This window comes from Citrobacter freundii complex sp. CFNIH2, from assembly GCF_002880615.1.
GTDB lineage: Bacteria > Pseudomonadota > Gammaproteobacteria > Enterobacterales > Enterobacteriaceae > Citrobacter_A > Citrobacter_A amalonaticus_F.
This window is the reverse complement of sequence record NZ_CP025757.1, coordinates 1903847-1929597: the sequence shown is the minus strand read 5'-3', so window position 1 is coordinate 1929597 and position 25751 is coordinate 1903847. Positions and strand designations below refer to the sequence as shown.

Below are 25751 nucleotides of genomic sequence, written 5' to 3'. Positions count from 1 at the left end.
TTACTTGAGGCGTTCAGCCAGATAACGCGGATAGTCCGGAATGAGCACGTCGACGGCATCATTGAAGTGTGGCGACTGGATGATGAAATCCGCCGTGGCGACGTTGGTGGCGACAGGGATATTCCAGACGGTCGCCAGACGCAGCAACGCTTTTACATCCGGGTCGTGCGGAACCGCGTTAAGTGGATCCCAGAAGAAAATCAGCACATCAATTTTCCCTTCAGAAATCAACGCGCCAACCTGCTGATCGCCGCCCATCGGACCGCTCAGCATGGCGTTAACGTCCATACCCGTCGCGCGTTGAATCAGATTTCCGGTCGTCCCGGTGGCGTAGAGTTCATGTTTTTCCAGCAACGGCTGGTGGCGTTCTACCCAGCTCATCAACATTTTTTTGCAGTGATCGTGTGCAACCAGCGCAATGTGCTTACGCGCCGGCAAAGTGCGAGTCGTCAGTTCCATCATTCAGTTCCATTGTGGGCTTTGCTACAGAGTACTGAATGTGCCTGATGCTGCAAGAGAAAGACGAAAAAAAAGCCGGACGGAACAAAACTTCAGGACGAGGGTTGTTTCTCCGCCCATTGCAAAAAGCTATTGCGGGTTTGCGGGTCCGCCTGGCGAAACCAGTACTTCAGGCGCTGCTCTGTGAGCGTCTGAGATTGCGGCGGAATGGTATCCAGTTCTGAGACCCCTGAAAGCAGGGTGCTGTCGTCGGCCATCATCGTAGCGAACTGGGGCAGGGACGCTCGTTTTGCCGATTTATTGTAGCGCTCCGTTTCTGCCTCAAAATCAATGGTTTTAGTTTTTGAGGTAATGGCGAGGATATCCAGTTGTACCGGGATTGGCATCGCGTCGCCATCCAGTAATTCCAGCCGCGGAGCCACATCAAAATGGCTGGCTTCGCGGTCGCTTTCCAGGCGCGGAAGGTGAAAATTAACCTGCTCCACGCGCTGAGTGTCAAAACTGATCACCAACGGCGGGGAAATGTAGAGCTGTTCTACATGGCTGGGGAGGCGGATAGTCTTCTCAACCCGAAAAACAAGTTGATGAGGCCCATTATCGAGCTCAATGCTGTCCGCGCCGCGCAGGAGTGAACTGGAGACCTTTTTGCCGTCCAGCACCAGCAGATCAATGTCGGTTGAAAGACGAAGCGTGGTAGCGAAAACCGTGACCGGCAAGCAAAGGGCTATCATCAGGGTCACAGTGCCGGTTTTCATAGGGTTCTCCTGTCCAAAGACCGCCGGGTAAGAATGTATCAAAATTTTTCGATAATCATGTTTACTAACATATAGACATATTTTAGCGTTTTGCTCTCATACTTCCGGGTGGGACGCATGGTTGGGTTGTCAGGATTGTCGTACACTTTACAAAACAGCCTGGAGAATGATGATGAAAGAGACCGATATTGCTGGCATTTTGACCTCGACCCGCACCATTGCATTGGTTGGCGCAAGCGATAAACCTGACCGTCCAAGCTACCGCGTAATGAAGTATTTACTCGATCAGGGCTATCACGTGATTCCGGTTTCCCCGAAGGTTGCCGGTAAAACCTTGTTAGAGCAGCAGGGCTACGCGACGCTGGCGGAGGTGCCGGAAAAAGTGGATATGGTGGATGTGTTTCGTAATTCAGAAGCGGCATGGGGCGTCGCTCAGGAAGCGATTGCGATTGGCGCGAAAACGCTGTGGATGCAATTGGGCGTGATTAATGAGCAGGCCGCGGTGCTGGCGCGCGAAGCGGGATTGATGGTTGTGATGGATCGCTGCCCTGCGATTGAGATCCCACGACTGGGGCTAACGAAGTAAGTTGACGGGCCCGAGAAGCAATGCGCCATCGGGCCCTGGTAAGGATCAGTTACGCAGGCGAGGGGCCTGCAACTGTTTACGGATGGTCTGAGCAAGCTCATCCATCGAAGGCTGTTCAGGATGCTCGTCCTGCGTTTCGCTGCTTAGCTGCGCTTCGGCAAGATAGGTATGCACGGGACGACCGTCATCATCTTCCATCACCACGTGATACCACGGAGCGGCGCGAAGCTCGTCGTTGACCGCCAACTCATCTGGTGACGGCTCTGCAAGCGAATAGACCGGGTCGATATCCACGACCACTCCGAGATATCCTAACAGGGAATGGCGGACCTGCTGGCCGATACCGAATTTGCTGGCAATCATAGTCACCTCCCGGGAAATCATTACTCTCGATATGAGGGTAAAATTCCACTTTTCAAGTTACATGACGCGACAGGCAAACCCTTTGAGATACAGCCCTTCCGGGTAGGTAGCGATCACGGGATGATCGGCGGCCTGACGGAACTGCTCTATAAATTGTACATCACGCCCCGCATCAATTGCGGCATCGGCGATGATTTTCTGAAATAAATCTGTTGTCATCAGGCCGGAACAGGAGAACGTCAGCAGCACGCCGCCCGGATTCAGCAACTGGATCGCCAGCATGTTGATATCCTTGTAACCCCGACATGCCCCCATCAACTGGCTTTTGTTTTCGACAAACTTCGGTGGATCCATCACGATGACATCAAACTTCTCGCCACGATCGCGATAGGTTCGTAACAGTTTAAAGACATCGTCACGGACAAATTCCGCCTTGCTGAGATCGAGTTTGTTGAGTTCAACGTTCTGTTTCGCAATATCCAGCGCTTCCTGGGAGGTATCGACGCTGATCACCTGACGGCAACCGCCCATCAGCGCAGAAACGGCAAAACCTCCGGTGTAGGAGAAACAATTGAGCACCCGCTGGTTTTCGACATAACGACGTGTCGCCAGACGGCTGTCACGCTGATCGAGGTAATAACCGGTTTTATGACCGCCCTGGATATCCACCAGCAGTTTCATACCGTGCTCTTCAATCGGCAGCAGTGCAGGGGGGATTTCGCCGGTGACCGGGCCTTGCGTCAGTTCCATCCCCTCTTTTTTACGTACCGCGACATCGCTACGGTCATAAATCGCACATTCCGGGTAGAGCGCTTGCAGCGCGCTAATCAATGCGGCACGCTGATATTCCGCGCCGGCGCTGAGCAGTTGCAGCACCAGGAAATGACCGAAGCGGTCGATGGTCACGCCCGGCAAGCGGTCGGATTCTCCGGCGATCAAACGATAGCTGTCCAGACCATCTTTTTTTGCCAGCCAGTCGCGCCATTGCTGCGCCTGTTGCAGACGGCGAGTGAAGAAGGCGATATCGACAGACTCGTTCTTGTCGAAGGTCCAGACGCGTGCGCGGATTTGCGACGCCGGGGAAAAGGCGCCACGGGCTAACCATTTACCCTGATGGTCAACAATGTCGATGGTTTCACCGAGGTTGGCTTTACCTTCCATACGGGCAACAGCACCAGAAAAGACCCACGGATGGCGGCGAAGTAATGATTTTTCGCGCCCTTTGGCTAACACTAAACGTACACTCATAATTAACGGTTCTGTCGAATCAAAGAAATGGGCGCCATTGTCCTGAGTTTTACCCGGATTTGCAACGCGCCCGAGGATGTGAAGGAGAATAACAATGTCGAGAGTCTGCATTATCGCGTGGGTTTATGGCCGGGTTCAGGGGGTGGGATTTCGCTATACCACGCAGCAGGAGGCACGGCGCCTGAGCTTAACCGGTTACGCAAGGAACAGGGATGATGGCAGCGTGGAGGTTGTTGCCAGCGGCGAAGCGGAACAGGTCGACAAATTACTGAAGTGGCTCAAGGACGGCGGCCCACGTTCTGCCCGGGTAGACAGAGTCCTGAGTGAGCCGCACCGTCCTCGAGAGGCGTTTACCGGTTTTAGTATTCGTTATTAAATACACTTCACCGGTTTCGGCAGGCCAGCAATTTTGGTGGCCTGTTTTGCCGGACCTTTCGGGAACAGACGATACAGATAACGGCTGTTGCCTTTCTCCTCGCCAAACTTATTCGCCATCGCCTTGACCAGCATCCGAATCGCAGGCGAGGTATTAAACTCCAGATAAAAGTCGCGCACAAAACGCACCACTTCCCAGTGTTCCGGGGAGAGGATAATTCCCTCGTTTTCAGCAATGACCACCGCCATCGCTTCGCTCCACTGCGCGCTCTCTTTCAGATAGCCGTCGGCGTCGGTAGCGATTTCTTTACCTTCAAAGATCAACATAATTCTTCACTGCGTTAGACAACCTGGCGGCAGTTTACCAAAAAACAAAGCCCCGCATAAGCGGGGCCGGGTGTCATGCTTTGTGGCCGTTAATCGCGGCTGGCGAAGCCCAGAATGCTGAGCAGGCTGACAAAGATGTTGTACAGCGAAACGTAGAGGCTGACCGTTGCGCGGATATAGTTGGTCTCACCGCCACGGATGATGTTGCTGGTTTCAAACAGGATTGCGCCTGAAGAAATCAGAATAAACACCGCGCTGATCGCCAGGTGCAGTGCCGGCAGTTGCAGGAAGATGTTAGCAACCATACCAATCAGCACCACCACAATACCGGCCATCAGCATGCCGCCGAGGAAGGACATATCTTTGCGAGTGGTCAGCACGTAGGCGGAGCAGCAGAAGAACACCAGCGCAGTACCGCCCAGCGCCATACCGATCACGTCGCCCATTCCTGCGGACAGGTAAGCGTTCAGAATCGGCCCAAGGATGTAACCGAGGAAGCCGGTGAAGGCAAACGCGGAAATAATACCGCTTGGTTTGTTCGCCGTTTTATAGGTCAGGAACATCAGTCCGTACATCCCCACCAGCGTCAGAATCAGACCCGGAGAGGGCAGCATCAGCACAGTGCTGGCGGTAGCGGTGATCGCCGAAAATGCCAGCGTCAGGCTCAGCAAAAAATAGGTATTGCGCAGCACTTTGTGCGTGCTGAGTAGCGATGTACGGTCATGTGATGAACTAACAATACGATCCATGAGTCACTCTCTTATGACAGATGTAATTAATGATGGAGGATAATGAAAACACAGACAGCGACACAGCGCTTTTACCCATCTTTACTCATTTGATCTAAATCAGGTTTCATCGTGGATGACAGTGAATGGCTGATAAAGCGTGAATGTTGTGCTGAATAAATGGTCAATCTGTTGTTATTTCAGGCTATTAACAGCATTTTGACTGTTTTTCAGGCAAACGAACACATTCGGGCTTTACACGGCGCATCGGGATGTTTATAGTGCGCCTCATTCCGGAAGTGTGGCCGAGCGGTTGAAGGCACCGGTCTTGAAAACCGGCGACCCGAAAGGGTTCCAGAGTTCGAATCTCTGCGCTTCCGCCAGATTAAACAAGGGGTTACCGAAAGGTAACCCCTTTGTTTTTTGGGCGGTTGGTATACTGCGGGTCAATTTTTACGTTTTGCAGCGATAATCAATACCCAAAAGAACCCGCCGAAGCGGGTTTTTTTATGCCTGTTTTCCTGTTCTTTTTCGTCGGGAAATGGCGTGATTGATACTATCAACCTTCCTTGATCGTCATTGCCTGGCGTGAATTAGCGCAACGTGGCGGCCTGGACCGTACCGCGCGGATTAACATCAAGGAATACCTCGTATTTCCCCTTGGTCCACTTCAACGGTTCCGGGTTCTGGAATCCGCTTTTCTCAAGCGCAGCATAGGCATCGTCGGTGCTTTGGCCGATGACAGAATCTTCCAGCATCGCAGCGATTTTTACGCGCTCCTGCATTGCTGGTGTTTGTGCTGCTTTAGCGTTTTGCACCTTTGTTTTATGGATATCGCAAGTACCGTTTGAGTCCGTAACCATATTGCATCCTGAGCGATCCAACTGCTCGCGATAGTGCGCGCTAATTGCGTGCGCGGGGAGCACGGTTGCCATTGCCAAAACCATCACCGCTAATTGCTTCTTAAACATCATCATTACCTAATCTTTAGTGTTTGAACTCTGACCCGTTACCCACAGTATGTGGAGGGTGACTTTTATTGTTTTGAAAAAATAAAGCCGCGAATAATAGTCCTGTTGAATGGTTTCGGTGGTTGATTAAAGTCAAACTTGCTTAAGTCTTAACGGTCTTTGCGGGCCTGAAGCTCAGGAGAGTATCGCTCGTCGACGATTTTAATGGTTTCTGGCGCTCGAGTGATAGGTAGGGGGAAGCGGAAAAGTCCGCTTCATGACCTGCCCGCCTGGTGACGGGAGCGGACATGGATAAACACTGGCGTTTGATTAAACGCTACGACGTTTTTCAAATTTGATGTCGGTATCATTAATGTTCGTCCCATTTCCCCAGCCGAGTTGAACGTAAAATTTCGCCGCCCGACTATTTTTGTCGGTTTCCAGCCAGACTACCGTATGGTGTTTGAATAACTCCTGCTCAGCAATCGTAACAAGCCTGCGGCCTGCGCCTTTACCTTCATGCTCCGGGTGCACGAAGACGGCAAAAAGACAGCCTTCATCCGGCAAAATCATGGAAAAACCGATAATTTTTCCGTTTTCAGTCGCCACCCATGTGCAACGACTTTTTTGAATCATATCGGCCACGACGTCCTCGGTGATCCCCCGCAGCCGCAACTCTTCGCGGCTAAGATGATTCTCGGTAACTGAAGTTCTGACGTCGAAAATAGTTTCGACATCAGAAACTTGAGCGGGTCGTATACTGATGCTCATAAGTCGCGCTCCATGTATAAAAAAATAGTGATGATGCTCTCTGTTCTTAACGGTATGTGTAGATCCGTAGTGTTAAGCCCTACAGAAACGCATCCCAAAAGATGCGTTTCTGTGTAATGACAGCACGTTTTTTGTTTAAACCTTAACAGGTTCATTCAGCGTAAGCGCGTTATCATTTTCAACTAACGGATGGAATGAAATGTCTTTGTCGGGGGAAATGCAATACGTTTCAATCCTTCCAGCGCTTTTTCAAGGTAAACGCGTGGGCATCCGAGATTCAGGCGGATAAAACCATTGCCCATCGGGCCGAAACTATTTCCCATTGAAGGTGCAATACCCGCAACGTCAGCCATTACCCATTTGAGTTGTTCGTCATCCAGTCCCAGCGCCTTGCAATCAACCCATAACAGATACGTGGCCTGGGAAGGGGCAACCCGAGCCCAGGGGAGAGACTCATCGACCTGTTTGATAAACCAGCGGCGATTTTCTGCCAGATAATCGAGTAGCTCATCCAGCCACGGAGCACCATATTGCCACGCTGCCGTACTCGCCTCGATGGAGAGCGCATTGAATACATCCAGCCCATGTGCATCCAGACGGCGCAAAAAGTGTTCACGCAATGCCGTCGCAGGGATCAGAAAGTTTGCAATACGCAATGTCGACAGCCCAAACGTCTTACTGGCGGAAGTGGCAGAGATGACGCGTGAATGCCAGCGTTCTCCCAGGTGCAGGACGGAAGTAAATTGTTCTCCCGGAAGTAACAAATCGGCCCATATTTCGTCGGACACCAATGTAACATTATATTCCTCGCACAAGGTGAGGAGCTGTTCCAGTTCTTGTGCCGACCAACAACGACCGGTTGGGTTATGCGGATTACATAAAATCATTAATGGCGGGCGTTCAGTACGGAATAGCATTTCCAGATGAACTAAATCCATCTGGTAACCCGTAGCGAAGTCCTCATGCAAGGGATTTTCCAGTAACCGCCTGCCGTTGAGGGTTATGATTTTTGCAAACGATCCATACCAGGGCCCCTGGACCACCACCCCTTCACCGGGTTGGCTCAGCATTTGAACCAGTAGCGATAGCCCCGGAACGACACCTTCAACGCTGCATATCCACTCTTGCGCTATCTCCAGCCGATGTCGGGTTGAGAACCATGCGATTAATGAATCAAAGTAAGCTTGCGGTCGTTCGCTGTAACCGAAAACACCGTGCTTAACGCGGTGAATTAAGGCCTCCTGAACCGCGTCCGGGCAGGTAAAGTCAAAATCAGACACCCACATTGGCAGCAGTTCATGTGCTTCCTCGCCAAAATACCGCGTCATAAAGTCCCATTTCACAGAGCCTGTGTTGTGGCGATCAATAATCTTATTAAAATCCATCGAATTCCCTTCCTATTCTGCTGCCGTTAAATTCTGTTCTTTTCCTGTGACTGCGGATGTTTTCGCAATACCGATACCAGTGAAACCAAAAAATAAGGCAAAGAAGATAGCGGCATAGCACTGGACGGCCCAGGGCAGTAAATCCAGCGTACTCACTCCTAATGTTGTTGCCATATAGACACCGGCAGAGGTCCACGGTAACAGCGGTTCAATGACGGTTCCCGCATCTTCAATGGTACGGGAGAGATTTTTGGTATCCAGTCCCATCCGACGGTACGCGTCTTTAAACAATTCAGCAGGAACCAGAAGTGCCAGCTTTCCGTCGCTTGTCGCGCCGGTCACCAGAATCGTGGTACCAATGGTTGCCGCAATTAACTGGCCAACACTGTGAATGACCGTCAGTAAGCGGTTAATAATAATGTTGAGTGCACCCGTCAACGTTAAGGCACCAGCGAAAGAGAACGCGCAAAATACCAGAAGGATAGTGCCCATCATTGAGAACATCCCCCCACGGTTAAGCAGGCGCGGAACATCAGCAATGATGCCTTCGCTACCTTGCGGGAACATAGTGATGTTGAATCCATCAATAAAGGCATCCAGCCCTTGCTTGATGCTGAGCCCCTGCATAACGACGCCCAGAATCAGAGCTAACACGCAGGCACTCAACATTAACGGGATCACTGGCTTCTTGCGGATAGCTCCCCATAACACAATGACAGGAGGCAAAATCAGAACGATATTAAAGTGGTACAGCGACTCCAGGGCGTTGACAATATCGGTGACCCGCTGGGGCGTTGCGACCTCGCCCAGCATCGTACTGTGGCCCGCAATAAGATAAACCACGGCAGCAAGCAGAAAGCTGGGGATGGTGGTCCATAATAAATGCTGAATATGCTCGAAAAGGGTGGTATCTGCGACAATTGCCGCAAAGTTGGTTGAGTCTGACAGCGGTGATATCTTGTCCCCAAAGTAGGCCCCTGAAACAACCGCGCCCGCCGCTGCCGCCAGGGATACATCCAGTCCAGCGGCAACCCCCATCAACGCAACCCCAACGGTGCCTGCTGAACCCCATGATGTACCGGTACATACCGATACGACACTGGTCAGGAAGAAGGCGGCGATGAGAATGTATTCGGGGCTGATGAGTTTGAGTCCCCAGTACACCATGTAAGGAATCGTGCCGCTGAACATCCATGTACCAATCAAGGCGCCCACGCAGATCAAAATCATGATGACCGGCATCGCTTTCGCGAGTTTATCCACTACCGAGCTGATGATGTCTTCCCAGCTATACCCCTGCCACCAGGCCAGTCCGGCGGCGACGGCAGCAGAGCAGAGCAACAACGGTTCAATGCGCAACCCCATGATGCCGTAGCCAATAATTAACAGCAGTAGCATGGCTAAAATAGGGAGCAGCGCCAGTCCAAATGAGAGCGTTTTTTTGTTTTTTTGAGAGGCATTCATAGATGAATCTCCAGTCTGTAAGGTCGCTCAAGAGTAGATGAACACCCATTTACCTGACTGTGATCGTTCGTTCGCCCTCATGTAAGCGATTACATGAGAGTGGTAAATTTGAAGTAGATCACGATTCAGAGACTTGACCATTCAGTCATTGCGATTGGGAGAAATAACGGAATCACGGATAACCAGTTCAGCAGCAAAGTTATTCATACCCGGCTGCTGCGTCATTCCCTTAAAGAGTTGTATTGCCAGTTGAGAAGCCCGACGCGCCATTCGTTCAACCGGATAATGCATCGTAGTCAGTGCCGGAAAGAGGTAACGTGCCATCACCACATCATCAAATCCTACGATGGAAAGTTGCTGCGGTAGCGCAATGCCTTTCTGATGGAGGATGCGCATAATGCCGGCGGCCATGACATCATTGAATGTCACTGCGGCGGTGAACGGAATCGCGCTGTTAAGAAGCTGGTGTGCTGCGCGTTCACCTCCTTCTTCATTAAAAGGTACGCTAATCACCCAGCTTTTTTCTGGCGTAATACCATATTCAGCTAACGCCTGGCGATATCCTTCCAGCCGCTCGTGGCGATCGATAATCGGTAAATCACTTGTCACACAGGCAATACACCGGTGCCCTTGTTCCAGCAGATGACGCGTTGCCGTTTTCGCCGCGTGACAATTTTCCAGCCATACGCAGCGATTGGCCATACCGGCAATATAGCGGTTAACAACCACCATAGCAGGCAAATGGGCCGCATAGCGCAGTAGCTCCTTTTCAGGCAATCGGCTCGCATGTACCACAATCGCCTCACAGCCCTGGTTGATCAGAAAATCAAGCCCGGCTTTTTCCATTCCTTCGTCGTGACCGCCGCTGCAGACCATCAAACGGAATCGTTCAGCGCGTGAGACTTCCTCGACGCCGCGCGCAAGCCGGGCAAAAAAGGGATCGGCAAGATTGCCAGTCAATAACCCGAGCATGTCACCGCTCCGCTTTGCCAGCGCAATCGCGGCGGCGTTGCGACGATAATTCAGTTCTCGCATGGCTTTTTCAACACGTTCACGCGTCACGGGTTCAACCCATGCGGTTTGATTAATGACACGTGAAACGGTCGCGGTTGATACGCCCGCTAACTGTGCAACATCCTTTATCGTTGCCATAACGTCACCTTAATTTTTAGATGGTTAAGTCTTTTACCTGTTGCTCGTCATTATACTTTCAACCGGCACAACATTTGCGCGCTAACATCATGAGATGAAAGCCTCAGACGCCGCCAGGATCCCTGACTGGAATACGGACATGTTGTCAGACTATGCTGTGAACAGAAAACGTTGCACGCCACAGACCTGAAGTCCAGTCCTGCTGGGCGTCAAAAGTGGGCGTTAACTTATACCTCATGCGGAGGAGTATGAAAAAGCTGTTGCTGGTTACCTTTGTATTAACTGCGTTTGCAGCCAATTCTATCCTCTGTCGTATTGCCTTAAAGAACGGGTATTCCGACCCCGAAACGTTCAGCATGTTGAGATTACTCGGTGGGGCAGTCGCGTTGCTGGCCTGGCATTGGGGGCAGGGGAAACTGAAGGCGATACGCTGGAATATCACCGACGCCATATTGTTGTGTGCCTATGTCTTATTTTTCTCAATTGCTTATGTCCAGCTCAATACGGCAACCGGTGCATTACTGCTGTTTGGCGCCGTGCAGGTCTGCATGATCGGTTGGGGTGCCATAAAAGGCGAAAAACTGAGTGGCTATAAATCTGTCGGTATTGTGATTGCCATTGCCGGGATCATTATGCTGTTGCTGCCTGGCGCTACCGCACCGTCTCTTATCCCCGCGATGACGATGGTCGTTTCTGGCCTCGCCTGGGGGGCTTATTCTGTTCGTGGAAAAAACATCACGTCTCCAGCCGGAAGTACTGCGGGTAATTTCATTCTGAGCATTCCCGTCATTCTCTGCCTGAGTTTTCTACGATGGGAGCCAATGCACATCGATACCAGCGGCGTTATCCTTGCCCTGATCTCGGGGGGGCTGGCGTCGGGGATTGCCTATGTACTCTGGTATCAACTGGTTGCCAGCCTGTCCTCAGCCACCGCCAGCACCCTGCAACTGAGCGTCCCCTGTATTGCAGCGGGAGGCGGGATCGTGTTTCTCGGGGAGTTGCCGGATATGAGAATCTTGCTTTGTACGCTGGTGGTGTTGGCCGGGATAGCCCTTGTCATCGTGTCCGATCAAAAAAAGAGCAAAGCCTGAGCGTAACCGGTTCTCTGTTTTCCGGTCACGCATGCTGCGCGTTTCAGTTGGCTTATGGTAGTTTGACATTCCCACACCCTGTTAAAGAGACTCAAGTATGCTGAATGGGCTGAACCACATCACCCTCGCCGTCAGTGATGTTGCAAGAAGCGTTGATTTTTACGTTAATACGCTTGGGTTTACCCTTAAGGCTAAATGGGCCCATGGCGCTTACCTGAGTCTGGGCAGTCTGTGGTTATGCCTTTCTGCGGATGTTGTTACCCGCCGGGATGATTACACCCACTATGCATTTAGCGTTCAGGACGACGATTTCGATGCGTTTGTTGAGAAACTAAAATTGCTGGGTGTTACCGAATGGAAAATCAATAAGAGCGAAGGAAAGTCTTTCTATTTTTTAGATCCTGATGGACACAAGCTGGAAATCCATGATGGCGATTTAACCAGCCGTCTTCAAGCGTGTATGAAACATCCTTATGAAGGCATGGTGTTTTTCTGATGCCCGCAAAATGAGTGAAGAAGGGGAGCCAGTGAACCGACAAGGCGATCCACTGGCGAAGGCGCACTTATAAAATAATGCTGGCGAGCAGGATGAACAGCAATCCGCACAGGGATAGCAGCGTTGACATCAGCGTCCAGGACAACAGCGTCTCTTTAGTGGTCAGGCCGAAGAAGTCTTTAATCATCCAGAAGCTGGCGTCGTTGACGTGAGAGCAGATACAGGAGCCCGCGCCGGTGGCCAGCGTAATCAACGCCAGGTTAGTACTGGGATGCACCGCCAGCAGAGGAATAACCAGCCCGGCGGTGGAAATCGCCGCAACGGTGGCGGAACCCAGACAAATACGCAGGAACGCGGCAACGCCCCAGGCCATCAGGATCGGGTTAATATCCATGCCTGAAACCAGGGTGGAAATGTACTGACCCACGCCAGAATCGATGAGAACCTGCTTGAATGCGCCGCCACCACCGATAATCAGCAGCAGCCCGGCAATACCCGCAATGGCTTTCCCACAGGAATCCATCAGTTCAGGGATTGTCTTTCCACGGCCCAGACCCATGGTATAAATCGCGAACAACAGTGAAATCAGCATTGCGATTGTCGAGTTGCCTAAGAACAGTAATACGTTATAAAACGTGCCTGACTCTGCGGCGTTTTTGGCATGGGTCATCTGGATAATTGTGACGACCGCCATCAGGATCACTGGCAGCATCGCCGTGAGAAAACTGATGCCAAAGCCCGGCATTTCGTTTTCGCTGAACCGGCGGGTCGCGCCGAGGGAGGCTATATTCCCTTCTTTTTTAAACGCGTCAGGAATAATCCGCTGACAGAATTTATTCAACACCGGTCCGCAAAGAATAAAGGTCGGAATGCCGACAATAATGCCGTAAATCAGTACCAGTCCCACATCCGCGCCATATTCACGGGCAATAACGGTTGGGCCGGGGTGCGGGGGTAAAAAACCGTGCGCGACCAGCAAACCGGAAAGCATTGGCACGCACATAAACATCGGCGATATTTTCGCTTCACGGGCAATGGCGAATAAAATAGGCACCAGAAGAATTAAGCCAACTTCGAAAAAAAGTGCGATGCCGACGATAAAGGCTGAACAGACCACCGCCCAGTCAAGCCGCTTTTTACCGAAATAATTCAGCATGGTCAGGGCGATTCGCTGTGCGCCGCCCGCATCAGCCAGTAAGCGACCGAGCATCACACCGAAGCCGAAGATTAAACCAATATGGCCCAGCGTACCGCCAAGACCGGATTCGACCGACGTGACAACTTTATTCAGATCCATTCCACTGGCAATGGCGACAGCAATCGAGACAATAATTAAGGAAACAAACGTATTGAGTTTAATTTTAATGGTTAAAAGCAGGAGTAAAGCAATCCCTGCCACAACGATAATTAGTGGCATAACGTCCTCTCATTGTAGGGTAGCGACCGGTCATAGCCCGACTACGCAATGTATTAATAATGCGTAGCCGGATTATTCAGCGGTCTGGATATTTTTATTTTTGCTTTAAGTGGTTATTCATATAATCGCTCAGGGCAGTGCCGATTTTATTCACATCATAAATACAGCCCGTCCATGTTCCGCCGCTTACTGCCTGAAGCATCGCCCAAAGCCGGGTGTCGTCTGGCAGCTCAGGATCAGGAAGTAAATCCTGATGACTGGGTCTGGCATTTAATCGTGCAGTTGCCTCCTCACGTGAAGGTAATGTTTCATCGTTACGGGTTCCGAGGAAATTGACTTCGCCCTGAAGTTCACGGCAATCAATTTTAATTTCAATAATATCCCCGGTGCGTAATTTACTGATTGGCCCCCCAGCCAGGGCTTCCGGCCCCACATGACCAATGCACGCGCCAGTAGAAACGCCTGAGAAACGCGCATCGGTGATCAGTGAGACATGTTTACCATAAGACAGATGCTTCAGGGCGCTGGTAACCTGGTAGGTTTCCTCCATTCCGGTACCGGAAGGGCCGACGCCGATGATGACCAGAATATCGCCCGCTTTAATCTTGTCGTGCTTGATGTCGTAAATTGCGCTTTTCTCGGACAGATAAACCTTCGCCACCCCTTTATGGTAATAGATGCCCTGATCATCAATCACTGAGGGGTCGATGGCGGTGGATTTGATCACCGATCCTTCCGGGGCAATATTGCCCACCGGGAAGGTGATTGTTGAGGTCAGGCCACGCTCCCGGGCGCGTTGCGGTGACATGATCACCTCGTCGGCGTCGATCTGTTCCTGGTCGCGCAGAAGCTGTTTGAATCGCTGTCGCCGCTCGGAGTGTTCCCACCAGTCGAGGTTCTCCTTCAGTGTGCTGCCGGTTACGGTCATCACGTCTTCATGCAGCAATCCAAGACGGCGAAGATGCAACATCACTTCCGGCACACCGCCCGCCATGAATGCATTGACCGTCGGATGATAAACCGGACCATTGGGGAGTACGCTCACCAGCCGGGGCACCCGCTTGTTGATGCGGATCCAGTCGTCAACGGTCGGGACATGGCAGCCTGCCTGATGGGCAATCGCCGGGATGTGCAGCAGCAGGTTTGTTGAGCCACCGAACGCCGCATGAACCGTCATCGCATTCTCAATCGCTTTGTCGGTAAGGATTTCCCGGGTAGTGATACCTTGTTTACACAAGTTCAACGCTGCCCTTGCGGAGGCTCTGGCGATCTCCTGCCACACCGGCTCACCGGAAGGGGCCAGCGCAGAGTGCGGGATGGCCAGCCCCAGACCTTCGGCCACCACCTGCGATGTCCCGGCGGTACCCAGAAATTGACAGCCGCCGCCAGAGGAGGCACAGGCCTTACAGCCAGCACGACGAGCGTCCTGTAGCGATAACTCGCCATTGGCGAAGCGTGCGCCGATGGTCTGCACTTTGCCGTTATCTTCCCCATCCTTCGCGGGCAGCGTCGCGCCACCGGGCACCAGCACTGTCGCTTTGTCATGCTGCGCGGCGAGGGCCATCATGGTGGCCGGGAGTCCCTTGTCACAGCTCGCTACGCCAATGACGGCTTTCGCATCGGGCAGGGAGCGGATCAGGCGGCGCATCACCATTGAGGCGTCATTACGGTACGGCAGCGAATCAAACATCCCCGTTGTACCCTGAGTCCGTCCGTCGCACGGATCGGAAACATACACGGCATAGGGTAGGGCGTGGTTCGCTTTGATCACCTCTGCAGCCGCTTTCATCTGGATATCCAGCTCGTAGTGACCCTGGTGCAGCGCCAGCGCGATGGGCTTACCGTCAGCCCCGCGTAACCCTCCCAGCGTGCTGAGCAGTAAAATGCCGTCGCGATCCAGTTCGTCCGGAGACCAGCCCATTCCGGCATTCATGGTCATCCCGAACAGGTCCCCGCTCGGGCGGTTGATGAGCATCTCCGCCGTCAGCGGCAGTTCACCGTCAGGGCCATCGGCGTGCGTTCTGACGGTGTAGATATCGTGACTCTCGTCAGCAAAAATAGAGCGAACAGACATGATCTTCTCCTCAGAGCGATAAAATTCCCTGTGCGACCAGCAGTGCATGGACTTTTTCTTTGGCTTCTTCTGACACGTCGAGAATCGGCGGCAAGCAATACGTTTCCACCGGCAATCCCACGCACTGCATGCTGTATTTGATCAGTGAGACAAACGGCGTTTCCAGGGCGTAAATTGCCGGCAGTTGCAGCAGCTTTTGATTCAGGGTGGCGGCGGTAGCCAGATCGCCCTCGCGCCAGGCGCGGTAGATACCGACAGAGAGCTCCGGAGCAAAGTTCGCGCTGGCGGATATTGCGCCATCGCCGCCCAGCAGCAGGGTGTTGAGTAAATGGTCGTCGTAGCCGCAAAAGACCGAAAATGACGGGCGCACTGACTTAACGGTGTTAATCATCGTGCGCAGATGGCCGACGCTGTCGATGGTGTCTTTGATCCCGACGATGTTCTCATTTTGCAGCGCCAGACGTTTCACGGTCTCCGGGGTTAAGTCCTGGCCGGTCAGATCCGGAAAGTTGTACAGGATCACCGGCAGCGTGACGCTACGGGCGATCTGCTGGTAATAGTCGTCAAGATTGCGCGGCGCAACCTTCCAGTAGTAGGGGTTGATAGCGACAACGCCGTCAGCGCCGCAGGCCTGGGCATGCTGCGCCAGTTTGACCGCTTCATCAGTAGAAGGCGAACCGACGCCAATTAGGACCGGAACCCGACCGTCGACAACGGCGACGGCCTCTTCGGTGAACGCCATTCGCTGGGCGGTATTCATCTGGCTAAATTCACCCCCGGTGCCAAGGTAAAACAGCCCGTCGACTCCCTTATTGATCAGGAAGTCGGCAACCTGACGCATTGCCGTTTTATCAATGGTTCCGTCACGATGAAACGTGCTGGATACCGGTGGAATAATGCCGCTGAATTTTCTCATTACCTCAGTTTCCTTTTCGTAAATACTCATTTTCGTTTCTGTAGCCCAGCCCATAAGATATTTGCCCGGCGCATTTGCGGAGTAGTTCCAGATAACCGTCAATCTTATTTCCTGAATAAACCACAGGATCGCCTGAAAGCGAGATCGCATAGTTGACCCGGTTATACATATTGAATACCGGCATACTTAAACATACCGCGCCATAGGTTGATTCTTCGCTGTCTATCGCCCATCCCCGTAGTCGCGTTTTTTGTAACTCTTCCAGAAATAACTTTTTATCGGTAAACGTATTGCGCGTGTGTGGCGTCAACGTGATCGCATCTAGAAAATAATCCAGTTCTTCCCGTGTTTTCCAGGCTAATAACGCTTTACCCAGCGCGGTAATGTGTAATTCCAGTTTTTTACCAATCCAGCTTTTACTCGTTGGCACTGATTCCGGGCTTTCAACCTTGTCGAGATAGATAGCAGAATAACGCTCCATCGCCCCCAGGTGACAGACCAGACCGCTTTTCAGCGACAGCTCCTGCATAGGCCGCTTCGTCACCTCAAAGATATTCTGGCGGTGCAACGCCTGACAACCCAGTTCGTAGTTCTTTATTCCCAGCGAATAATGGCCGTTTTTATTTTTAATTAAGAAGCCGCACTCCACCATCACATTTAGTAAATTAAGCAGGCTGCTTTTGGGATACTGGAATTCTTTTAATAGCTCCATATAACTCGCCACGCCTACCCATGCGATGTGGGTTAATATTTTTTCGGCGCGGACTAATGAATTACACCCTTTGCGAACCATAACGGCTCCCTCCTGCTGTTAGAATAAATAGTATCGGCGTTGCACAGTTGAAAATATGCCTTGTTCAACATGCTGAACCGTAATGCGATGATTAAATGTGATCTTGTGCGCAGTTTGAATAGCAGAATTATCGCACTGCCATTACGCTGAATAGGAATACCTGAAAATGAAAGACGACAGGTCGCTATGGCATGATAGAGTGTGAATTGCACAAAGAACAATTCGAGGTTTTCGCGATGCAACAAATTGATTTTTACATGGTTGATGCCTTCAGTACCACGACGTTTGGCGGTAATGCCGCGGCAGTATGTCCGCTAACCGAATGGTTACCCGATGAGACGTTACTGAAGATGTCTAAACAACATAACCAGTCAGAAACGGCCTATTTTGTCCCCACTGAAAACGGCTTTGAGTTGCGCTGGTTTACCACTCAGGGAGAAATCAATCTGTGTGGGCATGCCACGCTGGCGGCTGCTCATGTCATCTTTGAACATCTGGATTATCCGGCCGACATTATCCATTTTGCTACCCGGTTTGTTGGCCCGCTGACTGTCGCCCGTCGCGGTGAATGGTTGACGCTGGATTTTCCTGCCTGGGGAACCGAGCCCGTCACGCCGCCGTCTCTTCTGCTGGACGCGTTGGGTATCACGGAATACAAAGACGTGCGCGTGGGGCGTGATTATATGGTGGTGCTGGATAATCAGCAGCAGGTTGACGCGCTGCGCCCGAATATCCACGCTATGCTCCCCTTGGGGAAAATGGTTTGCGTCACCGCGGCGGGTGAAGGGAAATACGATTTTGTCAGTCGCTTCTTCTGTCCAGGAGAAGCCGTAGCGGAAGACCCCGTTACCGGTTCAGCGCATAGCATGCTCATCCCTTACTGGGCGGAAAAACTGAACAAAACGGAGATGCTGGCGCATCAGGGGGCCGAACGTGGCGGGGAGTTACGCTGCCAGAGTGTCGGGGAGCGCGTTCATATCGGCGGACAGGCAACCACGTATCTGCTGGGTAAGGTCTTGTTGCGCCAGAACTCGCGGTGATGACGATTTGATGTTTATCCGTTCAGATGTGATTCGCGCTGATGCAATCAGACGTGAGCTGATAAAGAAAGAGTGAAGTTAATTTTTCGGTGGGATATCGGGTCCCACCGAAAAATTGTTAATATATATCGCTATCAGCGTCCTGAATTCGGTGTTATTTTTACAGTCTTATAACCGAAAAATCCGAAATATCAATAATTACATGAGGTAAAAATTAGCAAGTCTACAATACCATAATTGTTAATTAACCTGGCGACAACAGTGTGGTTCATTTCATCTTATTGACTTCATTTATTTATTCTATTTGTATGTGTATTTTATGATGCCGGGTAATGGTGTTTTATATAAAATTCTGAGTATTTTGTTCATTATGCAGGTCGCTGCTTTTCAGTACGCTGACGATAATATATGAGTTAAAATAATTATCGATTTATTGTAAGTCGCCCGCAATAAATAGCTGGATGACCGCTGACGCTTGACGTAACCCTAAGGGAAAAGGATATCAATGTTAATGGACTATACATCAACACGTCGTTGTTTTAGAAAAAGTTGCCAGATTTCCGCTATTGCATTAGCTGTCAGTGCTGCCCTGGCATCGTCTCTGGTTCATGCTGCGGTGACCACAACGGTTACCGCCGCGAGTGGACAGGATATGACATTAACTCCTAATGAGCAGTACATCACTAATGATCGAATGACGTTAGTCGCTTATGATACAGGGGCGATCAGGGGGGAAAATGTTTTTCTCACCGCCAGTTACAACGGCAGTGGCAGAGCCGTCATCATCGCTTATGCCGGAGGAAAGGTCATTCTCAAGGGCGCAACCATCAATCATGTAACAAGCATGACGGGTTTTGACCCTGATCGTACACAGGCTATTCAGGCCTATGGACAGGGGGCGCTTGTTGATATATCCGACTCCAGAATAGAGAGCTTTAATTATATTGCGCAATTATCGGATGGCGCGACGGCCAATTTCCATAATACGGAGATGATTGCGCATATGCATGGATTGACCGCTAAGGATATTGGCACAAGCATTCATGTGACGGATTCTGATATCACGTTCCTTGGCCAGTCGACCGGTTTCAATGCCCGCAATGGTGCACAAATCACTGCCCGGAATACCTATATCCATGGTGATGTTAGTTATGGTTCGGCGTTAAGCTGGGATTCAAATTATGCGGTACCCAACCAGACGCTGGCGTCCAAAGGCATTTATGATCATGTCACTATCGAAACGCAACGCAATGACAACGTGGGTTACGGCATCTGGCAAATTGGTCGTTCCCAGATTTTGATGAATGATTCGCATATTATTACGCATGGTAGTAATACCAGTGGCATCAATGCGGATAAAAGTCAGGACGTATCAGAAATTCACAACACTAAAATTGAAACGCATGGCAGTACAACTTCCGCAGTATCCATGAAAAATGGTAGCCAGATACGGCTGGCTGATAACAGTGAAATTACCACCTCTGGTAATAACAGCTATGCACTGTATGCACATCATAACAATAGCGATAACGTTGCTCCCACCACCATTACGGCATCGGATACTACTATTACGCTCCACGGTACAGACAGTTATGGTGCCAGCGCAGAATCAGCGGGGTCACAAATTTATCTCGATAATGTTCTGCTGACTACGCAGGGTAATAAATCAACGGGACTGTTGGCGAAAACCACCGGGAGTATTTTACATGCGAACCGTCTTAACGCACAAATTCAGGGTGATAATTCTGTTGGGATGCGGGTACAAAATGGGGCTGATGTTCAACTGAATAACAGCATATTGAATGTGTCCGGGAATAACAGTCATGGCATTGTTTTTAATACTGCAAGTACAAACGATAGCAATAGATTACAAATAACGGGCAGCCATATTGAGACGAATGAGGGTTACGCCATCCAGAATGAAAGCGGAGCACTGGATCTGAATCTGAATAACACCACGATTATCGGTCGTTCAGCAGGCGAAAACGGTGTTGCCATCAACGTAAAGGACCTGAGTTCATCAGTGCGGTCAGGTGCCGTGGATATCATGGCAGATAACTCTCATATTGTCGGTGATATCATTTCGCAGTCAAATAATGCTGCTGCCTCTTTAGATGTGACGCTGAGTCATGCCTCATCCTTCACCGGCCGGACGCCTTATGTTGACAGTTTGACCATCAATGATACCAGCCAGTGGAATATGACTGGCAATTCGACAGTCTTAACGCTGTCAAATAACGGTTCGGTTATTTTTATGTCTCCGGACAACCATGGTGAATTTAAAACGTTGACGGTAAATGGCAATTACAGTGGCGGTGGTAACGTAGCCATCAACACCGCGTTGGGGGATGACGCTTCTGAAACCGATAAACTGGTTGTAGAGGGAAATACCTCAGGCACTACCGGTCTGTTTGTGAATAACCATAATGGCACCGGTGCTCAAACGACGGATGGGATTGAAGTTGTGACTGTCGCGGGCGAATCCGGGGGCATTTTCGCGTTAAGAAATCGCGTTGTTGCCGGTGCTTATGAATATCACGTCGCGAAAACGGGTAAGAACTGGTATTTAACCAGCTCAATCCCTGAAGAGCCGCCTGCGCCAGTCACACCCACAAAACCGACACCGCCTGTCGTACCTACAGAGCCGGTAGCACCAACTGCACCCGGTACTCCCGCTGAACCGGCAATACCTGAAGGCCCGTCTCATTCCGCAGAGGATAATGGCGATGAGGGCATCAGGGTCATACGTCCGGAAGCGGGGGCCTATGTTGCAAACCTTGCGCAAGCGAATACCCTGTTCATTTCCCGTTTGCACGATCGACTCGGTGAAACACAGTACACCGACTTTTTAACCGGTGAGAACAGAGTGACCAGTCTGTGGTTGCGTCAGGATGGTGGGTACAATCGCAGTCATACCCAGTCGGGTCAGCTAAAAACACGGACCAATCGCTATGTGGTGCAAATCGGCGGGGATATTGCGCAATGGAGCCACAGTGGTCTGGATCGTTATCATTTAGGCGTCATGGCGGGGTATGGTTATGCGCAGGGTCATACGGATGCTAAATACAGTGCGTATACAGCAAAAAACCGGGTCGATGGTTATTCGCTGGGATTGTATGGTACCTGGTATGCCAATCAGCAGGATAAGTCCGGATTGTATGTCGACAGTTGGGTACAACATGCCTGGTTTACTAACTCCATTCAGGGCGAGGGGTTATCGGAAGAGAAATATAATTCTGAAGGATGGTTAGCGTCGATTGAAACGGGGTACAGTTTTAATCTGAGTCAGAGTGATAGCGTCAGTTACTGGCTTCAGCCAAAAGTTCAGGCGATCTGGATGGGAGTCCATGCGGACAAACATGTTGAAACGAATGGCACAAGCGTCACGGGCAACGGCGATAACCTGTCGACGCGTTTAGGTCTGCGCGCTTATCGCCAGCAAACAGAGGTGAGCGCCGGTCGGACACTGCAACCGTTTGTTGAAGTGAACTGGCTACACAATACAAAAGACTTCGGTGTGACAATGAATGACGTGTCTGATTATCAGGCCGGTACACGTAACATCGGAGAAGCTAAAGTGGGTATTGAAGGCAACTTCAGCCAAAGGCTGAGCGTATGGGGCAGTGTCACTCAGCAAATTGGTGACAAAGGATACCGTGATTCTCAGGCATCCATTGGCGTCAAATACAGTTTCTGATGCTTTTCGCCTTGTGGATAAACGTTCCATCGTGCCGCTTCCCTGGACCAGAGCGTTTATTCACATCGCTACTTAAGACTCACCAGTCAGGATGAAAGCACTTCACGCTTAAACCGGAGTATGTCACCAGATTGAATGTCTGTCGGAAAATAACCGTAAAATGCCAACAGCCGTAATAAATCCGATCGGGAAATGCATACCGACGCGGTGTTAACCAGAGGATGAAATCCCAGAGGCTGTGTGGCAGAAACGGAGGCGTCGAGGACGATCTGAATGTTGCTTTTACTGTGACAGGCGACAGAAAAAGGCGTCACGCTGCCGGGTTCGACGCCTAAGGTTGCCATCAACTCGCCTGGCGACGCGAAAGACAGGCGCGATTCCTCAAGTTGCTGCGCTAATTCACGCAGATCCGCCTTGCGATTGCCATCAAGGATGTACAGGTAGAAGTGTTTACCCGAGCTGTTTTTCAGTAACAGGTTTTTGAGCAACTGCGCCGGAAACGTCGCCGCGAAACTCAGATGATCGGCGACCGTTTTCACCTCCGGATGTGAAACATACCGATAAGGTATACCCAGCTCGTTGAGCAATGTCAGAACCGCATTCTCATCCATCTTATTTAATCCATACATAATGGGGGGTAAAAGGTGCAGTAATGCAAAAAATTCCAGCGCTGCCATCCTGCTTACCGGCAAAGCGATACGCAGAGACTAGCAAAACGGCGATCGCCGGGGATATGAGTTCAATCAATCTTCATTATGGTATTGGTCTGTTCTATTGATCTGACGCGCTTAATGACCCGCCGTTGTTCGGTATGTTAGTCAGGCGACACGTAACCTGACGGTGAAGCCTGCGGGGGATATCAGGCGGATAATCCCTGCGACATCAAATGAGGAGGGAGTATGTTTTCTTACATCATGCTGGGTACGAACGATCTGCCACGTGCGATCGGTTTCTACGATCCATTAATGGAACTGCTTGGACACCCGAAAGCAGGCCGGGGCGAAGAGGGCGCATCATGGGGGATGTTCAGTGAAAACCACACCACCGGACTGTGCGTTGGCAAACCCTTTGATGGCCAGGCCGCAGGCGTCGGTAATGGCGCGATGGTGGCGCTGAATGCCCGATCCGTCGAACATATCCAGCAACTTCACGCGCTCGCTCTTCGCCTGGGCGGCACGGATGAAGGCGCGCCGGGTCACAGACCGCAGTATGGACAAGGCTTTCACAGCGCCTATGTGAGAGACCCCGACGGCAATAAGCTGGCGTTTGTCTACTATGCAAACGCATGCTGAACACCTTTTATGCAACGAAAGTGTTGACTTCACTCTCTCGAACTAGTTAACTAGTACAACACGATTAATTATACAGGTATCAGGTAATGACATTTTCAATGATGACTCAGCACAGCTGGTGGCGCACTTCCCGTTAACGGGCAGTATCGTCACGTCTGCAGTCTGCACACCGATACCCGGCCCGCCATGAGCGGGCTTTTTTTTGCCCAAATTTTTGTCATACGCGGAGCGTCTTACCGCGTGAATGCAGCCAGCCAGTGCTGCGCAGTCACTGAATTCACTTCACGTGCAGAGTCCAGAGCAGGGAAAAGGCCCGGTTATTCAGGCACTGCGCAGTTATTAAGGAGCCACAATGAGCACGATACTCAACCCTCGCTTCGGCGAATTTGGCGGGATGTATGTTCCACAAATCCTCATGCCCGCCCTGCTACAGCTTGAAGACGCCTTTGTTAACGCACAGAACGATCCGGCTTTTCAGGCCGAGTTTACTGACCTGCTGAAAAACTATGCAGGACGCCCTACCGCGCTGACGCTGTGTCGCAATCTCACCCGAGGAACCCGCACGACGCTGTATCTCAAACGTGAAGATCTGCTCCACGGCGGGGCGCACAAAACCAACCAGGTGCTGGGTCAGGCATTGCTGGCAAAGCGAATGGGGAAGACGGAAATTATTGCTGAAACCGGGGCCGGGCAGCACGGCGTGGCGTCCGCCCTCGCCAGTGCGCTGCTTGGCCTGAAATGCCGCATTTACATGGGCGCGAAGGACATCGAGCGTCAGTCGCCAAACGTCTTTCGCATGCGTCTGATGGGCGCAGAGGTCATCCCGGTGCACAGTGGTTCGGCTACCCTGAAAGATGCCTCTAACGAGGCGCTCCGCGACTGGTCTGGCAGCTATGAAACGGCGCATTTCATGTTGGGCACGGCGGCGGGGCCCCATCCATTCCCGACCATCGTGCGTGAGTTCCAGCGCATGATAGGGGAAGAAACCCGGGTACAGATTCTGGAAAAAGAAGGCCGTTTACCGGATGCGGTGATCGCCTGTGTCGGCGGCGGTTCGAACGCGATTGGCATGTTTGCTGACTTTATTGATGAGCCGCGCGTCGGGCTGATCGGTGTGGAACCGGCAGGTCATGGCATTGAAACGGGCGAACATGGCGCACCGTTAAAGCACGGTCGCGTGGGCATCTATTTCGGCATGAAATCGCCGATGATGCAGACGGATGAGGGGCAAATCATTGAGTCCTGTTCCATTTCGGCGGGGCTGGATTTCCCCTCCGTCGGGCCACAGCATGCATACCTGAACAGCATCGGGCGCGCCGATTATGTTTCCGTTACTGATGATGAAGCGCTGGAGGCCTTTAAGATCCTCAGCCGGGAAGAGGGCATTATTCCGGCGCTGGAATCCTCACACGCGCTGGCCCACGCCCTGAGAATGATGCGTGAAAATCCTGACAAAGAGCAGTTGCTGGTGGTTAACCTCTCAGGTCGGGGAGACAAGGATATTTTTACCGTACACGATATTCTGCACGCACGAGGAGAAATGTGATGGAACGCTATAACACCCTGTTTACTGAGCTTAAAACCCGTGGAAAAGGCGCTTTTGTTCCCTTTGTGATGATCGGCGATCCTGGCCCGGCGCAGTCGCTGCGAATTATCGATACTCTGATTGCGGCAGGGGCCGATGCACTGGAACTGGGGATCCCCTTTTCGGATCCGCTGGCCGATGGGCCGACGATTCAGAATGCTGCGCTGCGGGCATTTGCTGCCGACGTTACGCCGACCCTGTGTTTTGAGATGCTGGCGACGATTCGCCAGAAACATCCGACGATCCCGATAGGGCTGTTGGTGTATGCCAATCTGGTTTTCAACCGTGGTATTGAGGCGTTCTATACCGAATGCGCGCGTATCGGGGTGGATTCGGTGCTGGTGGCGGATGTGCCCTTCGAAGAGTCGGCGCCGTTCCGTCAGGCCGCGATGCATCATCACGTTGCGCCCATTTTTATCTGTCCCCCGAATGCCGAAGATCAACTGCTCAAGCAGATAGCCCTTCACGGTCGCGGCTATACCTATCTGCTTTCCCGTGCCGGGGTCACGGGGACCGAACGGCAGGCCGCAAAACCGCTGCAGCATCTGGTCGCCACACTGAACACGTACCAGGCTCCCCCGACACTACAGGGGTTTGGTGTATCCACCCCCGATCAGGTGGCGGACGCAATCAGTGCCGGTGCGACGGGGGCCATTTCTGGCTCTGCCATCGTCAAGATCATTGAGAAAAATAGTGATAATGAGGAAACGATGCTGGCTGAGTTAAACGCATTTGTGATGAGCATGAAAGCGGCAACGCGTTAGCGGTAAGGCAGTTAACATAGCCT

25 protein-coding genes, 1 tRNA gene and 1 other annotated feature are annotated in these 25751 nt (G+C 51.6%); of the genes, 10 read left to right on the top strand and 16 right to left on the bottom strand.

Annotation, left to right across the window (positions count from 1 at the left end; translation table 11 throughout):
* Nucleotides 1-459: a methylglyoxal synthase gene (gene mgsA, locus WM46_RS09615; RefSeq protein ID WP_102602124.1), complete on the bottom strand. Its 459-nt coding sequence runs from the start codon at nt 457-459 to the stop codon at nt 1-3.
* 92 nt (nt 460-551) lie between these two features.
* Nucleotides 552-1214 carry a DUF2057 family protein gene (locus WM46_RS09610; RefSeq protein WP_061077061.1) on the bottom strand — a complete coding sequence of 221 codons (663 nt, stop codon included), beginning with the start codon at nt 1212-1214 and terminating at the stop codon, nt 552-554.
* 172 nt (nt 1215-1386) lie between these two features.
* On the opposite strand from WM46_RS09610, the gene WM46_RS09605 reads away from it, so the two are divergent.
* Nucleotides 1387-1800 carry a CoA-binding protein gene (locus WM46_RS09605; protein ID WP_102602123.1) on the top strand — a complete coding sequence of 138 codons (414 nt, stop codon included), beginning with the start codon at nt 1387-1389 and terminating at the stop codon, nt 1798-1800.
* A gap of 45 nt (nt 1801-1845) precedes the next feature.
* Here WM46_RS09605 and hspQ read toward each other — a convergent pair whose 3' ends face one another.
* Both hspQ and rlmI read right to left on the bottom strand, forming a co-directional pair.
* Nucleotides 1846-2163, bottom strand: a complete 318-nt coding sequence (gene hspQ, locus WM46_RS09600) for a heat shock protein HspQ (RefSeq protein ID WP_042319966.1) — start codon at nt 2161-2163, stop codon at nt 1846-1848.
* A 57-nt stretch (nt 2164-2220) separates the two neighbouring features.
* Nucleotides 2221-3411, bottom strand: a complete 1191-nt coding sequence (rlmI, locus tag WM46_RS09595; RefSeq protein WP_102602122.1) for a 23S rRNA (cytosine(1962)-C(5))-methyltransferase RlmI — start codon at nt 3409-3411, stop codon at nt 2221-2223.
* Between the two features lie 94 nt (nt 3412-3505).
* Between rlmI and yccX the strand changes: the two genes are divergently transcribed.
* Nucleotides 3506-3787, top strand: a complete 282-nt coding sequence (gene yccX, locus WM46_RS09590) for an acylphosphatase (protein WP_043001149.1) — start codon at nt 3506-3508, stop codon at nt 3785-3787.
* On the opposite strand, the gene tusE is transcribed toward yccX, so the two are convergent.
* Nucleotides 3784-4113: a sulfurtransferase TusE gene (gene tusE, locus WM46_RS09585; protein WP_102602121.1), complete on the bottom strand. Its 330-nt coding sequence runs from the start codon at nt 4111-4113 to the stop codon at nt 3784-3786. The genes yccX and tusE overlap by 4 nt on opposite strands.
* 89 nt (nt 4114-4202) lie before the next feature.
* Nucleotides 4203-4862, bottom strand: coding sequence for an FtsH protease modulator YccA (gene yccA / locus WM46_RS09580; protein ID WP_012905355.1), 660 nt, complete (start codon nt 4860-4862; stop codon nt 4203-4205).
* 274 nt (nt 4863-5136) lie between these two features.
* Between yccA and WM46_RS09575 the strand changes: the two genes are divergently transcribed.
* Nucleotides 5137-5224: transfer RNA gene (locus WM46_RS09575), tRNA-Ser, on the top strand.
* A 210-nt stretch (nt 5225-5434) separates the two neighbouring features.
* Here WM46_RS09575 and WM46_RS26825 read toward each other — a convergent pair.
* From WM46_RS26825 to WM46_RS09550, 5 genes are all read right to left on the bottom strand, one after another.
* Nucleotides 5435-5815, bottom strand: a complete 381-nt coding sequence (locus WM46_RS26825; RefSeq protein ID WP_410374628.1) for a hypothetical protein — start codon at nt 5813-5815, stop codon at nt 5435-5437.
* Between the two features lie 306 nt (nt 5816-6121).
* A complete protein-coding gene (locus WM46_RS09565) occupies nt 6122-6562 on the bottom strand; it encodes a GNAT family N-acetyltransferase (RefSeq protein WP_102602120.1) in 441 nt (146 codons plus the stop codon).
* A 182-nt stretch (nt 6563-6744) separates the two neighbouring features.
* A complete protein-coding gene (locus WM46_RS09560; RefSeq protein ID WP_102602119.1) occupies nt 6745-7947 on the bottom strand; it encodes a MalY/PatB family protein in 1203 nt (400 codons plus the stop codon).
* 12 nt (nt 7948-7959) lie between these two features.
* A complete protein-coding gene (nhaC, locus tag WM46_RS09555; RefSeq protein ID WP_061077068.1) occupies nt 7960-9411 on the bottom strand; it encodes a Na+/H+ antiporter NhaC in 1452 nt (483 codons plus the stop codon).
* Between the two features lie 141 nt (nt 9412-9552).
* A complete protein-coding gene (locus WM46_RS09550; protein WP_102602118.1) occupies nt 9553-10563 on the bottom strand; it encodes a LacI family DNA-binding transcriptional regulator in 1011 nt (336 codons plus the stop codon).
* A 236-nt stretch (nt 10564-10799) separates the two neighbouring features.
* Between WM46_RS09550 and WM46_RS09545 the strand changes: the two genes are divergently transcribed.
* Nucleotides 10800-11654, top strand: a complete 855-nt coding sequence (locus WM46_RS09545) for a DMT family transporter (protein WP_316245630.1) — start codon at nt 10800-10802, stop codon at nt 11652-11654.
* 97 nt (nt 11655-11751) lie between these two features.
* A complete protein-coding gene (fos, locus tag WM46_RS09540) occupies nt 11752-12150 on the top strand; it encodes a fosfomycin resistance glutathione transferase (protein WP_102602116.1) in 399 nt (132 codons plus the stop codon).
* A 67-nt stretch (nt 12151-12217) separates the two neighbouring features.
* On the opposite strand, the gene WM46_RS09535 is transcribed toward fos, so the two are convergent.
* The 4 genes from WM46_RS09535 to WM46_RS09520 form a co-directional block, all read right to left on the bottom strand.
* On the bottom strand, nt 12218-13567 hold the full coding sequence (locus tag WM46_RS09535) for a GntP family permease (protein WP_061077071.1): 1350 nt from the start codon (nt 13565-13567) through the stop codon (nt 12218-12220).
* Nucleotides 13568-13661: 94 nt separating this feature from the next.
* On the bottom strand, nt 13662-15641 hold the full coding sequence (gene yjhG, locus WM46_RS09530; protein ID WP_102602115.1) for a xylonate dehydratase YjhG: 1980 nt from the start codon (nt 15639-15641) through the stop codon (nt 13662-13664).
* A gap of 10 nt (nt 15642-15651) precedes the next feature.
* A complete protein-coding gene (locus WM46_RS09525) occupies nt 15652-16557 on the bottom strand; it encodes a dihydrodipicolinate synthase family protein (RefSeq protein WP_146109679.1) in 906 nt (301 codons plus the stop codon).
* 4 nt (nt 16558-16561) lie between these two features.
* Nucleotides 16562-17350 carry an IclR family transcriptional regulator gene (locus WM46_RS09520; protein ID WP_061077073.1) on the bottom strand — a complete coding sequence of 263 codons (789 nt, stop codon included), beginning with the start codon at nt 17348-17350 and terminating at the stop codon, nt 16562-16564.
* A gap of 236 nt (nt 17351-17586) precedes the next feature.
* Between WM46_RS09520 and WM46_RS09515 the strand changes: the two genes are divergently transcribed.
* Nucleotides 17587-18390 (top strand): PhzF family phenazine biosynthesis protein, encoded by an 804-nt coding sequence (locus WM46_RS09515; RefSeq protein ID WP_102602114.1) that lies wholly within the window; start codon nt 17587-17589, stop codon nt 18388-18390.
* A gap of 505 nt (nt 18391-18895) precedes the next feature.
* A complete protein-coding gene (locus WM46_RS09510; protein WP_102602113.1) occupies nt 18896-22087 on the top strand; it encodes an autotransporter outer membrane beta-barrel domain-containing protein in 3192 nt (1063 codons plus the stop codon).
* Between the two features lie 86 nt (nt 22088-22173).
* On the opposite strand, the gene WM46_RS09505 is transcribed toward WM46_RS09510, so the two are convergent.
* Nucleotides 22174-22698: a YbaK/EbsC family protein gene (locus WM46_RS09505; protein WP_187394475.1), complete on the bottom strand. Its 525-nt coding sequence runs from the start codon at nt 22696-22698 to the stop codon at nt 22174-22176.
* 288 nt (nt 22699-22986) lie between these two features.
* Between WM46_RS09505 and WM46_RS09500 the strand changes: the two genes are divergently transcribed.
* The 3 genes from WM46_RS09500 to trpA all read left to right on the top strand — a co-directional run bounded on the left by WM46_RS09500 (nt 22987) and on the right by trpA (nt 25728).
* On the top strand, nt 22987-23379 hold the full coding sequence (locus WM46_RS09500) for a VOC family protein (protein ID WP_061077076.1): 393 nt from the start codon (nt 22987-22989) through the stop codon (nt 23377-23379).
* A gap of 110 nt (nt 23380-23489) precedes the next feature.
* Nucleotides 23490-23583: a sequence feature (Trp leader region), on the top strand.
* A 148-nt stretch (nt 23584-23731) separates the two neighbouring features.
* Nucleotides 23732-24925 (top strand): tryptophan synthase subunit beta, encoded by a 1194-nt coding sequence (gene trpB, locus WM46_RS09495; RefSeq protein ID WP_102602111.1) that lies wholly within the window; start codon nt 23732-23734, stop codon nt 24923-24925.
* Complete coding sequence (trpA, locus tag WM46_RS09490) at nt 24925-25728, top strand: tryptophan synthase subunit alpha (RefSeq protein WP_102602110.1); 804 nt, start codon at nt 24925-24927, stop codon at nt 25726-25728. Before trpB ends, trpA begins: the two co-directional genes overlap by 1 nt.
* The last annotated feature ends 23 nt before the right edge of the window (nt 25729-25751 follow it).

What these genes read in the sequence shown, in the direction of transcription:
- mgsA (WP_102602124.1), bottom strand. Translation starts at nt 459, where the DNA reads ATGGAACTGACGACTCGCACTTTGCCGGCGCGTAAGCACATTGCGCTG.
- WM46_RS09610 (WP_061077061.1), bottom strand. Translation starts at nt 1,214, where the DNA reads ATGAAAACCGGCACTGTGACCCTGATGATAGCCCTTTGCTTGCCGGTC.
- WM46_RS09605 (WP_102602123.1), top strand. Translation starts at nt 1,387, where the DNA reads ATGAAAGAGACCGATATTGCTGGCATTTTGACCTCGACCCGCACCATT.
- hspQ (WP_042319966.1), bottom strand. Translation starts at nt 2,163, where the DNA reads ATGATTGCCAGCAAATTCGGTATCGGCCAGCAGGTCCGCCATTCCCTG.
- rlmI (WP_102602122.1), bottom strand. Translation starts at nt 3,411, where the DNA reads ATGAGTGTACGTTTAGTGTTAGCCAAAGGGCGCGAAAAATCATTACTT.
- yccX (WP_043001149.1), top strand. Translation starts at nt 3,506, where the DNA reads ATGTCGAGAGTCTGCATTATCGCGTGGGTTTATGGCCGGGTTCAGGGG.
- tusE (WP_102602121.1), bottom strand. Translation starts at nt 4,113, where the DNA reads ATGTTGATCTTTGAAGGTAAAGAAATCGCTACCGACGCCGACGGCTAT.
- yccA (WP_012905355.1), bottom strand. Translation starts at nt 4,862, where the DNA reads ATGGATCGTATTGTTAGTTCATCACATGACCGTACATCGCTACTCAGC.
- WM46_RS26825 (WP_410374628.1), bottom strand. Translation starts at nt 5,815, where the DNA reads ATGATGTTTAAGAAGCAATTAGCGGTGATGGTTTTGGCAATGGCAACC.
- WM46_RS09565 (WP_102602120.1), bottom strand. Translation starts at nt 6,562, where the DNA reads ATGAGCATCAGTATACGACCCGCTCAAGTTTCTGATGTCGAAACTATT.
- WM46_RS09560 (WP_102602119.1), bottom strand. Translation starts at nt 7,947, where the DNA reads ATGGATTTTAATAAGATTATTGATCGCCACAACACAGGCTCTGTGAAA.
- nhaC (WP_061077068.1), bottom strand. Translation starts at nt 9,411, where the DNA reads ATGAATGCCTCTCAAAAAAACAAAAAAACGCTCTCATTTGGACTGGCG.
- WM46_RS09550 (WP_102602118.1), bottom strand. Translation starts at nt 10,563, where the DNA reads ATGGCAACGATAAAGGATGTTGCACAGTTAGCGGGCGTATCAACCGCG.
- WM46_RS09545 (WP_316245630.1), top strand. Translation starts at nt 10,800, where the DNA reads ATGCGGAGGAGTATGAAAAAGCTGTTGCTGGTTACCTTTGTATTAACT.
- fos (WP_102602116.1), top strand. Translation starts at nt 11,752, where the DNA reads ATGCTGAATGGGCTGAACCACATCACCCTCGCCGTCAGTGATGTTGCA.
- WM46_RS09535 (WP_061077071.1), bottom strand. Translation starts at nt 13,567, where the DNA reads ATGCCACTAATTATCGTTGTGGCAGGGATTGCTTTACTCCTGCTTTTA.
- yjhG (WP_102602115.1), bottom strand. Translation starts at nt 15,641, where the DNA reads ATGTCTGTTCGCTCTATTTTTGCTGACGAGAGTCACGATATCTACACC.
- WM46_RS09525 (WP_146109679.1), bottom strand. Translation starts at nt 16,557, where the DNA reads ATGAGAAAATTCAGCGGCATTATTCCACCGGTATCCAGCACGTTTCAT.
- WM46_RS09520 (WP_061077073.1), bottom strand. Translation starts at nt 17,350, where the DNA reads ATGGTTCGCAAAGGGTGTAATTCATTAGTCCGCGCCGAAAAAATATTA.
- WM46_RS09515 (WP_102602114.1), top strand. Translation starts at nt 17,587, where the DNA reads ATGCAACAAATTGATTTTTACATGGTTGATGCCTTCAGTACCACGACG.
- WM46_RS09510 (WP_102602113.1), top strand. Translation starts at nt 18,896, where the DNA reads ATGTTAATGGACTATACATCAACACGTCGTTGTTTTAGAAAAAGTTGC.
- WM46_RS09505 (WP_187394475.1), bottom strand. Translation starts at nt 22,698, where the DNA reads ATGGATGAGAATGCGGTTCTGACATTGCTCAACGAGCTGGGTATACCT.
- WM46_RS09500 (WP_061077076.1), top strand. Translation starts at nt 22,987, where the DNA reads ATGTTTTCTTACATCATGCTGGGTACGAACGATCTGCCACGTGCGATC.
- trpB (WP_102602111.1), top strand. Translation starts at nt 23,732, where the DNA reads ATGAGCACGATACTCAACCCTCGCTTCGGCGAATTTGGCGGGATGTAT.
- trpA (WP_102602110.1), top strand. Translation starts at nt 24,925, where the DNA reads ATGGAACGCTATAACACCCTGTTTACTGAGCTTAAAACCCGTGGAAAA.